General features: G+C 62.9%; 20 protein-coding genes. 1 reads left to right on the top strand and 19 read right to left on the bottom strand.

Annotated features, from left to right (window positions below; translation table 11 throughout):
- Window positions 1–6: 6 nt before the first annotated feature.
- From EDD25_RS13590 to EDD25_RS13565, 6 genes are all read right to left on the bottom strand, one after another.
- A complete protein-coding gene (locus tag EDD25_RS13590; RefSeq protein WP_134173919.1) occupies window positions 7–372 on the bottom strand; it encodes a capsid cement protein in 366 nt (121 codons plus the stop codon).
- Between the two features lie 2 nt (window positions 373–374).
- The gene (locus tag EDD25_RS13585) at window positions 375–1,550 is read right to left on the bottom strand and encodes a head maturation protease, ClpP-related (protein WP_134173917.1); all 1,176 of its coding nucleotides are present in this window, start codon (window positions 1,548–1,550) and stop codon (window positions 375–377) included.
- The gene (locus tag EDD25_RS13580; protein WP_241986321.1) at window positions 1,547–2,809 is read right to left on the bottom strand and encodes a phage portal protein family protein; all 1,263 of its coding nucleotides are present in this window, start codon (window positions 2,807–2,809) and stop codon (window positions 1,547–1,549) included. The genes EDD25_RS13585 and EDD25_RS13580 overlap by 4 nt, the downstream gene beginning before the upstream one ends.
- Window positions 2,810–2,823: 14 nt before the next feature.
- The gene (locus tag EDD25_RS13575; protein WP_175182983.1) at window positions 2,824–4,308 is read right to left on the bottom strand and encodes a terminase; all 1,485 of its coding nucleotides are present in this window, start codon (window positions 4,306–4,308) and stop codon (window positions 2,824–2,826) included.
- Between the two features lie 136 nt (window positions 4,309–4,444).
- The gene (locus EDD25_RS13570) at window positions 4,445–4,795 is read right to left on the bottom strand and encodes a terminase small subunit (RefSeq protein ID WP_134173915.1); all 351 of its coding nucleotides are present in this window, start codon (window positions 4,793–4,795) and stop codon (window positions 4,445–4,447) included.
- A gap of 595 nt (window positions 4,796–5,390) precedes the next feature.
- A complete protein-coding gene (locus EDD25_RS13565) occupies window positions 5,391–5,675 on the bottom strand; it encodes a hypothetical protein (RefSeq protein WP_134173914.1) in 285 nt (94 codons plus the stop codon).
- 47 nt (window positions 5,676–5,722) lie between these two features.
- On the opposite strand from EDD25_RS13565, the gene EDD25_RS13560 reads away from it, so the two are divergent.
- Window positions 5,723–6,067 carry a hypothetical protein gene (locus tag EDD25_RS13560; protein WP_134173912.1) on the top strand — a complete coding sequence of 115 codons (345 nt, stop codon included), beginning with the start codon at window positions 5,723–5,725 and terminating at the stop codon, window positions 6,065–6,067.
- Window positions 6,068–6,670: 603 nt separating this feature from the next.
- Here the strand turns inward: EDD25_RS13560 and EDD25_RS13555 are convergent.
- The 13 genes from EDD25_RS13555 to EDD25_RS13505 all read right to left on the bottom strand — a co-directional run bounded on the left by EDD25_RS13555 (window position 6,671) and on the right by EDD25_RS13505 (window position 12,861).
- Entirely contained in the window at window positions 6,671–7,123 is a 453-nt protein-coding gene (locus tag EDD25_RS13555) for a helix-turn-helix domain-containing protein (RefSeq protein WP_166671305.1), read from the bottom strand.
- A complete protein-coding gene (locus EDD25_RS13550) occupies window positions 7,120–7,386 on the bottom strand; it encodes a hypothetical protein (protein WP_134173908.1) in 267 nt (88 codons plus the stop codon). The genes EDD25_RS13555 and EDD25_RS13550 overlap by 4 nt, the downstream gene beginning before the upstream one ends.
- Window positions 7,387–7,447: 61 nt before the next feature.
- Window positions 7,448–8,056 carry a hypothetical protein gene (locus EDD25_RS13545; protein ID WP_134173906.1) on the bottom strand — a complete coding sequence of 203 codons (609 nt, stop codon included), beginning with the start codon at window positions 8,054–8,056 and terminating at the stop codon, window positions 7,448–7,450.
- Window positions 8,053–8,241 (bottom strand): hypothetical protein, encoded by a 189-nt coding sequence (locus EDD25_RS13540; RefSeq protein WP_134173904.1) that lies wholly within the window; start codon window positions 8,239–8,241, stop codon window positions 8,053–8,055. Before EDD25_RS13540 ends, EDD25_RS13545 begins: the two co-directional genes overlap by 4 nt.
- A 115-nt stretch (window positions 8,242–8,356) precedes the next feature.
- The gene (locus EDD25_RS13535) at window positions 8,357–8,641 is read right to left on the bottom strand and encodes a hypothetical protein (protein WP_134173902.1); all 285 of its coding nucleotides are present in this window, start codon (window positions 8,639–8,641) and stop codon (window positions 8,357–8,359) included.
- Window positions 8,638–8,970 (bottom strand): hypothetical protein, encoded by a 333-nt coding sequence (locus EDD25_RS13530; protein ID WP_134173900.1) that lies wholly within the window; start codon window positions 8,968–8,970, stop codon window positions 8,638–8,640. Before EDD25_RS13530 ends, EDD25_RS13535 begins: the two co-directional genes overlap by 4 nt.
- A complete protein-coding gene (locus EDD25_RS13525; protein WP_134173898.1) occupies window positions 8,967–9,677 on the bottom strand; it encodes a hypothetical protein in 711 nt (236 codons plus the stop codon). The genes EDD25_RS13530 and EDD25_RS13525 overlap by 4 nt, the downstream gene beginning before the upstream one ends.
- Window positions 9,678–9,895: 218 nt before the next feature.
- Window positions 9,896–10,036 (bottom strand): hypothetical protein, encoded by a 141-nt coding sequence (locus EDD25_RS17610; RefSeq protein ID WP_166671304.1) that lies wholly within the window; start codon window positions 10,034–10,036, stop codon window positions 9,896–9,898.
- Between the two features lie 317 nt (window positions 10,037–10,353).
- On the bottom strand, window positions 10,354–10,731 hold the full coding sequence (locus EDD25_RS13520) for a hypothetical protein (RefSeq protein WP_134173896.1): 378 nt from the start codon (window positions 10,729–10,731) through the stop codon (window positions 10,354–10,356).
- Window positions 10,732–10,885: 154 nt separating this feature from the next.
- Window positions 10,886–11,464 carry a single-stranded DNA-binding protein gene (locus EDD25_RS13515; protein WP_134173894.1) on the bottom strand — a complete coding sequence of 193 codons (579 nt, stop codon included), beginning with the start codon at window positions 11,462–11,464 and terminating at the stop codon, window positions 10,886–10,888.
- A 514-nt stretch (window positions 11,465–11,978) separates the two neighbouring features.
- Complete coding sequence (locus EDD25_RS17605) at window positions 11,979–12,140, bottom strand: hypothetical protein (protein WP_166671303.1); 162 nt, start codon at window positions 12,138–12,140, stop codon at window positions 11,979–11,981.
- Between the two features lie 17 nt (window positions 12,141–12,157).
- Complete coding sequence (locus EDD25_RS13510; protein WP_134173892.1) at window positions 12,158–12,412, bottom strand: hypothetical protein; 255 nt, start codon at window positions 12,410–12,412, stop codon at window positions 12,158–12,160.
- The gene (locus EDD25_RS13505; protein ID WP_134173890.1) at window positions 12,412–12,861 is read right to left on the bottom strand and encodes a hypothetical protein; all 450 of its coding nucleotides are present in this window, start codon (window positions 12,859–12,861) and stop codon (window positions 12,412–12,414) included. Before EDD25_RS13505 ends, EDD25_RS13510 begins: the two co-directional genes overlap by 1 nt.
- Window positions 12,862–12,869: the final 8 nt, after the last annotated feature.

Here is a 12,869-nt window from a genome sequence, read left to right as displayed (position 1 = left end):
TGCTCCTTAGATGAACAGGACGTCGATGACGTCCAGGTCGGCGGTGGCAGCCGCGAGGGCAATGCCGATGGGGTTGGTGCCTGCACCCTGAGTGGCGATCTTCCCTGCGGCTGCCGAGATGATCTTCGCGCCGGCGGCAATCGCGGCGCTGGCCACCAGCTGCTGCACGCCGGACGGGCGGGTGTAGACAGTGACCGATTCTCCGGTCAGTGCGTCGAAACCGGCCACGCCGACAACGGCCGCGGAGTCAGCACCGGCAGGGGCAACGGTTCGGTTGCCGGTGACATTGACCAGGCGACCGCCAATGACGTCGCCCGAGGCGGTGAAAGTCACGGCCTTGCCGGGAGTGAACTTGGGCAGGTAGTCAGCCACGATCAGGCCTCCTTCGTGTCGGTGCCCCACGCCGAGGCGTAGAGGCTGTCAGCTTCGGACGGTTCCTCGGCAGTTCCGATCTCTGCGACCGGGACCGTGTTCTTCGCCAGCGACCCAATGAGAGCATTCGTGCCCTCTTCGTTCGTCGCGAGCTGAGCGAGCCACGTTTCGCGCGACGCCGGCGAGATCCGGCCTTCACTGACCGCGTTGTGCACGATCGACTCGCGGCGGGTGGTGTCCTGCTCCTCGCGTGCCTGGCGTCCAAGCGCGGCGGATGCCTGCAGGTCGGCGAGCATGGTGGAGTCGATCAGGACGGTTCCCTCTGGGGTGGTGATGTCGGCCTTCGCGGTGAGAGTCTCGTCCACAGCAGCGAGAAGCTGCTCGTCAGAGGCCGCAGCATCGGCCATGCCGAGCCGTTCACGGAGGCCAGCCTTCAGATCGTCGTAAGCCACGACGTTCTCCTTTCGGTTGGTGTTACCCGGCTCGGTCGAGCTCGGGAGTTCAGGGGTCTCGATGCGCGGCGCGGGAGCGTGCGCACGGCCCGCAAACGCGAAGCCGAGCTTCGAGAGGTCAAAAGCGGCCGACGCTGCGGGCGCGTCAACCCATTCATCTGCGAGACCAGCGATCACGGCTTCCTCAGCCGTGTACCAGGTCTCAGCTCGCATCAGATCGCGCCAGTACGCACGGTCCTTGCCGGCGCGAGCCGCATACGTGTCGGCAAGCGAGTCGGACAGCTTCGCGAGGATCAGCGCAGTGTCCTCCATGTCCTTCGCGTTGCCCGCTGCCATTCCCCACGCATCGTGGATCATGAGTTCGGAACCGCGGTTCATGGTGATGTGATCGCCCGCCATTGCGATGACCGACGCCGCAGAAGCTGCGATGCCGTCGACAATGACCTCGATGCGTGCCTTGTGCCGACGTAGCGAGTTCATGATCGCCACGCCCTCCCACGCCGCTCCACCCGGTGAGTTCAGGTAGAGGCGGATGGTGTCAACGTCGAGGGCGTCGAGCTGCTCCGAGAATGTCTTCGCGCCAACCCCGTCACCCCACCAGTCCTGACCGATGTGCTCGTAGATATACACATCGGCCGATGCCGGCGCATCATCCGTTTTCGCGGCGGCCTGGATGCGAAACCAATCCTTGGCACCGGCGGCGCTTGCCGCGGTCGGGTGTTTCATGAGTCCTCCTGGGGGTCATTGACGGGAGCATCGGGCTCCGAACCGGTGTCTTTCACGGGCAGGCTGTATGCCGCCCGCATGAACGATTCGAGTGTCTCGTCCGGGTTGATCACGCCAGCTTCGATCAGCTGCTTCAGCGCCTCGGCAGTCAGTGGATGCCCGGCACCGATGGGCTTGAAAGTGATCCTCGGCGCAGGCTCAGACTCGCCCCAGTTCCAGTCCACGAGGTCCTCAACGACGTGCGCCTGAGTCACATCGGCGATGTGTGCCGCTACGGCATTCAGCGAGTCCGTGAAGAAGTTCGCGAACGTCGACCCGAGCGCCCACGATCCCGTCTCGGTTCCAAGGTTCAGGAAGTGAGCCAGCACTGCGCGGGCAATCTGCTCGTCGTGGTAGCGGATCGGCTCATCGGTGTCCGGCAGCTTGCCCGTGACACCCTTCAGCTCAAGCGTCGCCCCGTGAGGTATCGATGCGCCCGCAGCCGCGCCGGCGCGGAACCCGGTGGCAAGTTTCAGGCCGGCCTCCTTCTCGGAGTCCATCCACTTTGCTCGCTCTTCAGTCGATGCTGTGTCCGGCACGGGCGCTCCGGTGTACACGGGAACGCCGAGGCCGTTGCGCTCGACGGTCAACGCCTGAGCGCGCAGCATCCGGTCCTTCAGAAGCCAGTTCTTATACGCGGTGCGTAGGAGGCTCTGGCCGATCCAGTTGCCACCTTCGCGATCGTTGACATACGCGACGAGCCGGTCCACTGGAATCGGGTCCTTCACCCCATGCTGCTCGATCGCGATCAAGCCACCATCACGGGCGACCTGCACATTCGAGATGCTGCGCGGCGGACGCCAAGACAGCTTCTTCAACCGCAACCGGTCACCCTCAGGCTTGTACACCTGCTCGAAGTACGAGTGCCCGTAGACCAGCTCAAGGAGTGCCATCCGTAGATGCTCGCCCCACTGGAACCGGCCGCGGGTTCGCGCCGCTTTCGCCGGGGGCTGCCCCTTGACCGGTAACCCCAAGTCAGTAGCGATCAGATCCACCACCTCAGCGCGAGCACCGGCGGGGTCGATCATCCACTCGGCACCACGAATTGGCAGGGTGACAGCGCGGAGGACGCTGCCGATTTGCGAATCCTCGCGGCGCATCTTGTCGAACACTTCGATCGACAACGGCCAGGCAAGATCCGGGTTTGTCTCGTGAGACTCAGCCGCCATGCTCGCCCAGGATGACAGAATGCCGACCTGATAGCCCTGTTCTTCTGGCACGTGAAACCCTCTCTCTAAAATGCGGCCGTCGCGAGATTTGCATCAGACGGCGAAGTGTCGTCCCGCGTGACAAGCTCGGCTTGCGGCGGGGGTGGTGGTGTTGGTTCGGGCGTGGCAGGTTCGAGGACTTCGAGCCCGTATAGCGCGACCGTCTCAGAGACAGCCCCGCTAATGTCCACAGGCAGCGACTTGTGACGCGCCCAGGCGAGGTTCTCCGCATAGGACATGGCGACGCCGCCCTCGATGCCGAGGTCAACGTCCGGCTGTTCAACGATGATTAGGTCGCCGTCACGCACCCGGTCTTGAATGCGGCCCGTCGCAAGAGCGAAGGTGCCACCCTCCAAGGCGTGCACGATCAGGCCGGCCTTTTTGAGCGGCTCGATAAAGTCCACAGCCGGACAGCCCTTGCCTTGCAGAACCACCTCTACGTGCCCTGACTTCTCCGCAAGAGCCGCGAGGTAGTCAGGGACCCACATCATGCCGGGACGCCTCACCCGCACGGTGACGAACGGCTTCCCCGAGTCTGTGAATACCGCAGCAGACACCCACGACGTCTTACGGTCAGCTGACGTATCCACGCCCCAGACGGTGCGCGAGCCCTTCGGAATCCGCACCGACCCGATCGACACCTGCAGGTCCTTCCAGTCCTTGATGTCGATGAACGACTCAACCCGCGACGAGACCCACTGGCACAGGACCTCGGTCCGGTACCCGGCGTCGGTCATGCCTCGGATGTCCGCGAGAGCCGACTGCACCGTCATTGACCCATGACCAATAGACGGGTTCGCCTGAAGGATGCCTTCGATGTCGTCCTTATCGCAACCTTCTGGCGCTGACCACTCAAACAGCCCCAGGGACATATCGCGGCCGTTCGCGAACTCCTCAGCCGACATGATCCCGGCGTCGACGTAGGTTTCCCACTCGATGATGTCCGCAGTCGCAGCATCACGCTGCGTCCGAAGTACCACCGCGCCCGCATCGCCAGCGTTCGAGAAACCGATCAACATGCCGTTCCAGAACGACTTCGTTGTTTGCGACACAGCGTTCCAGACAGCCCAGTCCCGTTGCTCGCGCATCTCATCCATGAGCACGCGCGCCGCCGGCTTACCACGGGCATTCTTTCCCGCGCGGATCTCATAGTGAGCACGCGACAGGGCGATGATCGACTCTTTGCCGTTCGTGTCCGAAACCTTCGCCGTCGCATCCTGCAGCGCCTCAATAGCGAGCTCCGATTCCTCAGCCGTGTCAGGCTTCGGGTCGCACCACAGCTTCACGGACGCCCAGGGCTCGCGTGCGATATCGAGGTTCTGCGCGACACCGACGACCTTGAACTTCAGTGGCGGCACACGGTCAGGGTGACGCGCCGAGTCGACGTACAGCCACCACGCGGCCAGCACCGACGCCAGCAAAGTTTTGCCCTGCTGGCGTGCTACCAGAACGACAACGCGGCGGAACCGGTACTGCCCATCTTCGAGCAGCTCCAAGGCATGGATGAGCAAGAACTTCTGCCAGGGGTATAGATCCACGCCCAGAATGGTCAGCGCAAACTCGATGACCTCAAAGCCCAGCGAGGTCTCCGGCGTGAGCTCACGGAGAGGCTTCGTCCAAATTCGTGGAACCTCAAAGCCGTACCGCCTAGCCGACCCCGTTCCGCTGCTTGAAGTCTGCGAGATCATTCTTCACCTTCGTTGGCGCGGCCGGCTTACCGGTAGTCGAAAGCTCACCCCGGCTACCAGGCGTCAAGCCCAGCGACTCACAGAACTTCAGGTAAGTCGGGAGAGAAGAATTGTCAACCCCTGGAGGGCGCATCTTCGATTCGGGGTCCATCGCAATCTGCTCCATGATGTGATCCACCACGGCATCCCAATCATCGATCTTCCGAGCCAAAGCCAAGATGGCCGCGACAGCACCAGCGTCCTTGCCTGTGCGGTCCAAATGGCTCGCAGCCTGAACCGAAATCTCTGTGGCCTCAACGACAGTGCTCACAACGCACCCCCTTCTCGCGTGCGCACGCGGGCGACCCCTCAGAAATCCCGGGGAGGGAGGACCACTCGTGTGGGGAGTGGGCCGTGGTGTCGGGTGTTGCTGGATTTTATTGCGGGTGGGTGTTGAGGTGGCTCTCTACTGCGGAGCGGATCGCTGACCACGGCAGGACGGTCTCTCCGGCGAGTAGGGAGCCTGGGTGACACGAGCAGTACAGGTCGTGGCAGTTACCCACGAGCGTAGAGCGGCAGGCTTCACAGCAGTGGGGCATGGGCTAGACCTCGACCCATCTACCGTCGGTGATGAACCCGTGTCGACCGCAGCACGCGGGCCAGATGACACTGGCTGTGATGGTGAGCGGGTCTGCCTGCACCAGTGTGTGTGCTCTCACACCGGCGGGCCTCCAACCAAAGGTCTCACCGGGAGCCACTGTGTCAGGGCCCAAGATCTGCTGGCAGTCGTGCCAGATGTACAGGCACTCGATCGCGTGCTGGTGATCGTCTCCGCACGTCCATGTGTAGAGCAGGCCATCACCGATGGGGATGCCATTCATAGGTGCGCGATCGTGGTACGACATGGGGTGTCCTTTCCGGCTTCGTTACCACCAGTCGGCGACGGCTTCACCGATGCCGAGTGATGGGGCGTTCTTCCCGCGCGACTGGTTACAGAGCATGTGCGCATGGCGGAAGTTGGTGGGGTCTTCTTGTGCGTCCGGGTGGGTGGACACCGGGAAGAAGTGGTCGAGGTTGTGACTGCTCGGCGTGGTGCTCGGTGTGGCCGTGTAGTCGATGGGTTCCTTGCACAGCCAGCAGTTCGCTTCTCGATCACCCTTGGCGTCGAGCTTCTTGCCTTCGTCGTAGAAGGCTTTTCTGAGGATGTGCATGCGTCGACTGTTGGTGCGCACGGTCACCCCCTCGGTAGTATGCGGGCATGAGGACACGCGAAGAACGCAAAGCCGACTATGACCGTCGCAACGTTGAGATCAAAGCGAAGTACGACGCTCAGACTGTAGCGCGCAAGGCGAAGGAGGCGGCGTTCAAGGAGCGGCAAGCTGCGGCTAAGGCTGCGCGTGTGGAGGCTGCTAAGCCTCCTGAGATTGTCCCGATGACGGAGGAGCAGAAGCGCATCCACAACCAGTTGGCATTGGGCATGTCGTCTAGCTCCCTGGCTGACACGATGAAGTCGCCGATCGCGTTGCTGCTGTTGCCGACCACCATTTCGATGATGCGCAAGGAACGGAAGATCGCAAAGCGGATGCGGGACGCTGAGCAGTAGCTCCTCGCACCCTTTGTCGTCGTCGGCCTGCACGGCGTACGCTTCCTCGCGATCCGTGTCGGTCATGACTGCTCCTCGAAAGGGTTTCGGCAGCACGCAGGATGACCACACCACAGGGTGATGGTGCTTCAGGGGTCCTTCGCCGCAATGTCCAACCAGCGTTGACGTGATGCCGAAAATCTGTGGGTGCCGAAAGCAGGGCAGAGACCAGCGTTGGCCGGCATCTGCCCTACAGTCGCGCTATTCAGTTTTAAGCGGGCTGCGCCGCGTTGCCCCTACGGGCGTTTTCTCCGGCCATTGGACGCGTTTCCCCTTGGGGCGCTGGTGGTAGCCGGGAAAGTCTGGCCCTTGACGCGGTGCCGTTACGCCGGGTTTTTCGTGCATCGGTCCGGAACCGAATGAAGGGGCATGAGCAACCCAGCACGCGTAGGGGGCTCGCTTGGGGTTGACGCTGAGCCTCGCGCCGCGTTCGTGCGCTCGCGCGCGGATACGCGAAAGGCCGGAGCGTCTAGCTCCGGCCCTTCTTCACCACTTGTAAACCTAGAGGGGTACAACGGGTACGTGTCAAGTCGTCAAAAATGCACGTCCCGATCTAGGTACGATCTAGGTTTTATCTAGATCGTACTCAGCGGGTAGGTACTCAATCGGCGTGACCCCCTGCGCCATGACGCGGCCGAGAATCGCCCGGTAATAGCTGGCCGGCTCCCCCCGCTCCATAGCGTCCGCGTCGCTCGCCCAGTACTCGTCATCGTTGCGATAGCTCACCATCCGTGCGGGGCCACCGGTGCGCCACTCGCGTGCGATGTCGTCGGCACGCTTGTCGGCCGCAACGTCCATGCCCTCGATCAGTGCGACGACATCGGCCGGCACTGGGGCCACGCCGGACTCCCAGCGCCGCACCTGCCGATCCTGCACGCCGACCCGATCGGCAAGCCACCGGCCCGAGACGCCGAGACGCTCTCGCAGGATCTTGAACTCTGCTGCTGTCACTGTGTCCTCGTCCCCTCCGGAGTAGTGCGCTTCCATCGCCCGGTCCAGATCATCGTCATAGCTCATTCTGTCTCTTTCGTCGGTGTCGTACGTCCGTAGCGTTGCTGCGCTGCCTGCCTGGTGATGCCGAGCGCCGACCCGACCCATGCCCACGAGCGACCCAGCGTGGCGCGCTGCCCGAGCACGGCGAGGCGCACGGCCGCTTCCAGCTCGTCGCGAAGGTCGAGCAGTGCTGCCATTTCCAATTCGTCGGCATCCGCGACCCTGCGACCTGCTGCACGGATCATGCGCCGGAGCATGCCCAGATATTCGGTCGTTTCGACGGCCATTATTCGGCCCTCCCGACGCGTTCAAATAGTGTCAACTGAGAATTGACGGCAATTGGGGCAGTCATGCGTCGGCCACCTTCCGGACCTCGATCACCTTGGCGAGCGGTATGCGGTCCACCCACGAGTAGCCGGTCTCCACGCTCACGCTGGTTTTATTCACCCTGACCACCCGGTGCCAGCCGAGGTCGGTGCGGATGCGATTGCAAGCGCGCAGCTCGTCCTCGGTGTACGGGATGAGCTTGTCCCTGTGCTCACGCTTGATCTGTGACTCAATCACACGGATAGCGCGCTCCGAGGCTGCTACGACTTCCCACGCCTTGGCCTCGCGGTCGTAGGCCATCAGGCGTGCAGCCTGCTTCCGAGGGCTCGCCTTGCGCATCGTGCCCGACAGCACTGCCGAGTCATACCCGGTGATACCGCCGACCGTTACGGCCTCCGACTGGTCCCGCGTCCCTCGTGCCCGTTCGGTGACGGCTGCCAGATTCCGGCGAGCGTCGACCAGCTTCGCGCCGAGCGTGGCTGAGGTCATGATTGCCTCGGCTGCCGAGGTACCGTGCAGCTCGTGCACCTGGGCGAGGTGCTGCGTGATCGCCTCGGCCGTAACCTGCATATCCCGCCCCCACACGTCCCACGTTCCCATGCAGCGAGCGCAGACCAGCGTGGCGGTCATCGTGCAGCCGCCACATATTCGGCGGATGTCGGGCGGGTGGCCTCTCGGGGGGTGAGCGCGGCGAGACGCGCGTTGGCGTCGGCGTTCATCGCGCCGCGAAGGAGTGTGTAGGCCTCGGTGCGTGGGCCGATGAAGCGTTGGATGCGGCGGATGCCGTCTACTCCGTGAGTCGTTGAATCGATCATTGTTTTTCCTTTCGGATGTGGTGGCCGGTGCCAACCTCTGACACCAGAGTAAGACCTAAACTAGGTCTTTGTCAACTGGTTGAGGGGGCCAGTCACCCAGCCCCCTCGAACCCAGCTACTCGCCGTCGACGCCGCGGTGCACCTTCCGCACCTGGTACACCCGAATCGGACTAGCCACCATCCGCTCACGCCACCACTTCAGCAGGTCTTCCTCGTCCACGATGTTGCGACCGTCGACCAGCGTGCACACCATCCCGTTGCGCTTCCACCGCTTGACGGTCTTCACGTGACGGGCGACACGTTTGGCAGCCTGAGCGAACGTCAAGCCTGCCCGGACCTCATCGCCGTCACGAGTGATCAGCACATACTTGCGCAGGTGCGGAGCCATCTGGCCGGTCACGCCGTCACCTCGTCCGTCTTGGTGAAGAACCACAGTGGGCAGTCATCCCACTCGACTTCAATCGGGCCGGATGCGTTCTCGGGCATCATGGAACCGTCCTCGATGAACATTTCCCGAGTGTCGCCGGGGTGCTTGAACCACCCGGCCAGGAGGCACTCTGCGTGTGTGATGCTCGGGTGCTCGTGAGCGCCAGGCACCCACGACTCACACTCGCAATCTGGGTACTGATAGCACGATGCCGAGATGCTGAACGAGCAGGCGAAAACTGGCACGCCATCCGTAATCGTCATCGTGTGACTGTCCTTGACGATCGTTGTTTGCTTGGTCATTCGATCTGCTCCTTCATGATCTTTTCCCAATCCGCCTCCACGACGTGGTGGCAGACCTCACATTTCACCTCGACGCCGGCTGCGGTGTTGTCTGGCCAATGCACGAATAGCGCGGCCTCGTTGCACACCGGGCACGGTTTCGGCTGGTACCGGCGAGGCGGTCGTGGCGCCATCGGATACCGCTTCCGGTACGTGCGCACCAGCTCGATAACCGCCGTCGTGAACGCCTCCGCACTCGGCAGGTATGCGATCGACTCCGCACGGCCAGACAGCCACTTGGTGACCTCCAGCGCCAGCCGGTACGCAGCGACCGGACCTGTAGCGGCCCGGAACCCCCGGCACTGATCTGCGCCATCCCACAGCCCGACAGCAGCCTCGGGAGGCTTCACGCCCATCTCGGCCGCGAGCGCTGCCGCCCAGTCAACCAGACGTCCGAATAGGTCATCGGTGTCTTCCATCGCGTCGGCGCGCAGCGGTAACGGCGCTTCCTTCGACGCGTCGACGCGCTCGCCCTGCGCGCCGCCCATTGCCGGGATGACCTGCGCCCGAATGTGCGCCACGAGATCCGGTGCCTCTTCGAGGTGCGAGAGCAGGCGTTTGAAACACCACTCGCAGAGCTGACCCTTTGCTGCCTGCGCCATCTTGCAGCCGCCGCAATCCTTCACCAGGCACGGGTCCCAATGAGCGTTCCGGATCGCGTGATCCATTACGCATGGCTCACTCATTGGGCACGTCACTTTTAGTGTGTAGCCGCGTCCACTCTCGGCGCACACGGCTGGCGAGTTTCAATACATTTGAGGGCGCGCTCACATAGGCGCTGCCTTGCTTCCGGAGGATCCGGCCAGACTGCCGCATCCCAGAAACAACGCCATGACGGAATGCCCAGATGACAGCCTCGGCGCTCATGGACTTGGGGACTCGTAGATCACTCATGGTTCGTCTCGCTCTCGGTCTCATCGGGCAACAGGTCGAATAACCCGCCGCTCCACTCTCGTTTTACGGGGCGCGCCGAACCGTCTGGGCCGTAGTCCTCCGGGCCGAGCGTCCACCATTCGTCCGCGCGCATGTCCCAAACGTCATCCGTGTTGCAGTCCGGGCAATGGAAGGCATATAGATCATTTACCGGCCATGCGGGAACCATGGCGGGGACATGCACTTTGCGGCCTCCACGCCCCCAAGTCGGCTTAGTAGACGCGATCATTTCCCCCGGCTCAGGCTGCCTAGCCCCGGTTGCGCCCATCTTCGGGGAAACGCTCCCGCAGTCGCATGGCTCAACTTTGGGCGGTGGGCAAATCTGCATCTTTGCGAACGACTCGAACTTGCCCCACTTCACTTTGCTTCCGTCCCACACCGGGGGTAGCCGGTGCTTTACGAGTGTGAGCATCACTCGCCCTCCGGTTCGGTCTTGCGGCACTCGTCGGCACGAGCGTTATGCTCGGCTGCGAACCGGAACAATTCCATGCCCTCGTCGTCAAAAGTCATCGGGCGCGGTTCATCAACGACGACGCCACACCGTATGCAGTGGCCTAGACCATGGGTTCCCCATTTGTGTTCGCAGCCGCCCACAAAACGGCATAGGTGCAGCGGATAGGCGAGATTGTCCACGTTGGTCAGATTTCGTTTATGCATCGCCATGCGCTGCGGGAAACCCATATGCGTGTCGATCAGGCAATACGCTTTCCCGTTCGCATCTTCGACCCATTGACCATCCGGTTGCGCTTTGGCATCCTCCGTGGTGGCTACTTCGTTCTTCTCGCTCACGAGGTTGCCGCTTTCTTAGACTCGTTCTTGCATGGAATGGTGCTCTTACCGAGCGGCCCGCAGCACTGACCGCACCGATGCTCAGGCTTGGTCCCGCCCCGAGAAGATCCGGGGGCCGGGGGCATAAGCCCGTTGAAAGATCCCTTGATCGTCATCAGAACGGCGTCTCATCGGCGTAGCCGTTCTGGCCCCACACGTCGCTGCCACCAGTCGGCGGGATCGGTGCCCACGGCTGGTCATTGCCCTGCTGCGGTCGCTGCTGGCTCTGTTGGGGGCGCTGCTGCTGCGTCTGCTGCGGTCGCTGCTGCTGGCCTTGCTGCTGCTGTCCCTGTTGCGCCTGGTTGTTGGACTGGACGCGAGTCAGCGAGGCCGTGGCGTACCGCAGCGACGGCCCGATCTCGTCAATCTCCAGTTCCATGCTCGTGCGCTTCTCGCCGCCACCGTTGCCCTGGCTGTCTGCCTTCGTCTCGTAAGAGCGCTGCCGCAACCGACCCGACGCAATAACGCGCGTGCCCTTCGTCAGGCTGCCGGCCACGTGCTCCGCGAACTCACGCCACACGCTCGCCCGCAAGAACAGCGCGTCGCCGTCCTTCCATTCGTTCGCCGCCCGGTCGAAGACACGCGCCGTGCTCGCGATGGTCATATTCACGACCGCCAGCCCGTTCTGTGTGTAGCGCATTTCTGGATCGCTGGTCAGATTGCCAACGATGGTAATTACGGTTTCGCCGCTCATGCGGATCTCCTAGGTGTTTGTGGTGCTCGATTCCGGTCGCGCTCTCGCTCGCAAGCGATGCACTTTCGGCTGATGGTGTTGCCCTTCGCCTGAGTCCTGGTGTTCTCTGGCGTGTACTCGTGGTTGCGTGGACAGTGGGTCTTCCACTTGTTCGCGTTGTGCGAGTTGTTGACGTTCTCCGCATTGCCGGTGCTCTTGTGGTGCAGCGGGTTGCAGCACGCCCTGTGCACGCAAGGTCCGGGCGGGCAGCCCGTCCCGTTGTGGCAGGAATGGTCGACATGCTGAGTCGGGTCGGAGAGATCGATGATCCCCATCGCAGCTGCGGCGTAACGATGCGCCGAGATCGTGTGCGGCAATCCGACGGCACCTCTTGGCGGGTGGAATACCCCATATCCATTCACCTTGTTGATCGAGCCAGTCCACGGCCAGCACGACTTCACACCGCCCGAGGTGTCGACTTTTGGCCAGAAGAACGCGTCTGCGAGCGCGATGGGTATAGCGATTTGGGTGCGAGTCATTTCGCGCTCTCAATTTGTTGGGTCTTGTTCTGCGCTCGGATGAGTAGCAGATACTTTTCAGTGGTGGCCTCATAGAGCCGATCGAGCGTGGTGGAGATGCTCGGCACGAAACGCTCACGTTCGAGCGTTCGCATGCTCCTGTTGTCGAGGAACCGCATGAAATCCACCTCGGGAATCACGGCACTGCCGCTTTCGCGAACCGCACCGGCTTTTCGTGCCGGCCACACAGGCAGTCGCCCAGGCGCGCCCGGTGGCAGTCCCGCGAGGTGCATTTCGGATCGCATTCGAGGGAACGGTCAGACACCCGAAAGAACGTCACCGCCTCCCCGTTGACCGTGCACACGACTTCGCGCGGGGGCTCGACACCATCGAGGACATACAGCATCAGCCGGACGCCCTTCTGCGTGCTGAACGTGTAGCCGGTATCCATCAGTCCACCGCCTTGCCCGTGTCCGGGTCGACGCCGCGAGCGATGCGGTGAGACCGAATCGACGCCAACGTGTCAGCCTCGAACTTGGCCTTGTCGAGCGTGATGCGCCGCGGCTCAATCGCGCCCCGGCTCTTCGCCGCGTCGACTCGGGCCGACCGCGCACGGTCCTTCCTGATCAGCTTGACGTTGGCCCGGACGTGCGCTGCCTGGAGATAGTCCGGAGACTCCTTCCGGTGCATCAGCACGGCATCGCGAGCCTCTTCGAAGTTGAGATCCCCGAGCTTCTCGTACCAGCCCAGCAGCACCAGCCGGTCAACCTGCCTGCTGTCGTCCAACTGGATTTTCGACACCAGCGCCTGCATGTTAGCCAGCGACATCGGCGTGCCACCCTGGCGCAAGATCTCGCCCTGTAGCCCATCCACGGCCGTGAGCAGCTGCTGCACGGTCATTATCTGCT

Origin of the sequence: Cryobacterium psychrophilum (assembly GCF_004365915.1) — a bacterium.
GTDB lineage: Bacteria > Actinomycetota > Actinomycetes > Actinomycetales > Microbacteriaceae > Cryobacterium > Cryobacterium psychrophilum.
This window is presented reverse-complemented; position numbering and strand designations above follow the sequence as displayed.

Excerpts from the sequence above, each read along its gene's own strand:
- EDD25_RS13585 (WP_134173917.1), bottom strand. The coding sequence starts at position 1,550 with ATGAAACACCCGACCGCGGCAAGCGCCGCCGGTGCCAAGGATTGGTTT.
- EDD25_RS13565 (WP_134173914.1), bottom strand. The coding sequence starts at position 5,675 with ATGCACATCCTCAGAAAAGCCTTCTACGACGAAGGCAAGAAGCTCGAC.
- EDD25_RS13560 (WP_134173912.1), top strand. The coding sequence starts at position 5,723 with ATGAGGACACGCGAAGAACGCAAAGCCGACTATGACCGTCGCAACGTT.
- EDD25_RS13555 (WP_166671305.1), bottom strand. The coding sequence starts at position 7,123 with ATGAGCTATGACGATGATCTGGACCGGGCGATGGAAGCGCACTACTCC.
- EDD25_RS13550 (WP_134173908.1), bottom strand. The coding sequence starts at position 7,386 with ATGGCCGTCGAAACGACCGAATATCTGGGCATGCTCCGGCGCATGATC.
- EDD25_RS13545 (WP_134173906.1), bottom strand. The coding sequence starts at position 8,056 with ATGACCGCCACGCTGGTCTGCGCTCGCTGCATGGGAACGTGGGACGTG.
- EDD25_RS13540 (WP_134173904.1), bottom strand. The coding sequence starts at position 8,241 with ATGATCGATTCAACGACTCACGGAGTAGACGGCATCCGCCGCATCCAA.
- EDD25_RS13530 (WP_134173900.1), bottom strand. The coding sequence starts at position 8,970 with ATGACCAAGCAAACAACGATCGTCAAGGACAGTCACACGATGACGATT.
- EDD25_RS13525 (WP_134173898.1), bottom strand. The coding sequence starts at position 9,677 with ATGGATCACGCGATCCGGAACGCTCATTGGGACCCGTGCCTGGTGAAG.
- EDD25_RS17610 (WP_166671304.1), bottom strand. The coding sequence starts at position 10,036 with ATGCGCGCGGACGAATGGTGGACGCTCGGCCCGGAGGACTACGGCCCA.
- EDD25_RS13515 (WP_134173894.1), bottom strand. The coding sequence starts at position 11,464 with ATGAGCGGCGAAACCGTAATTACCATCGTTGGCAATCTGACCAGCGAT.
- EDD25_RS17605 (WP_166671303.1), bottom strand. The coding sequence starts at position 12,140 with ATGCGGTTCCTCGACAACAGGAGCATGCGAACGCTCGAACGTGAGCGT.
- EDD25_RS13510 (WP_134173892.1), bottom strand. The coding sequence starts at position 12,412 with ATGGATACCGGCTACACGTTCAGCACGCAGAAGGGCGTCCGGCTGATG.
- EDD25_RS13505 (WP_134173890.1), bottom strand. The coding sequence starts at position 12,861 with ATGACCGTGCAGCAGCTGCTCACGGCCGTGGATGGGCTACAGGGCGAG.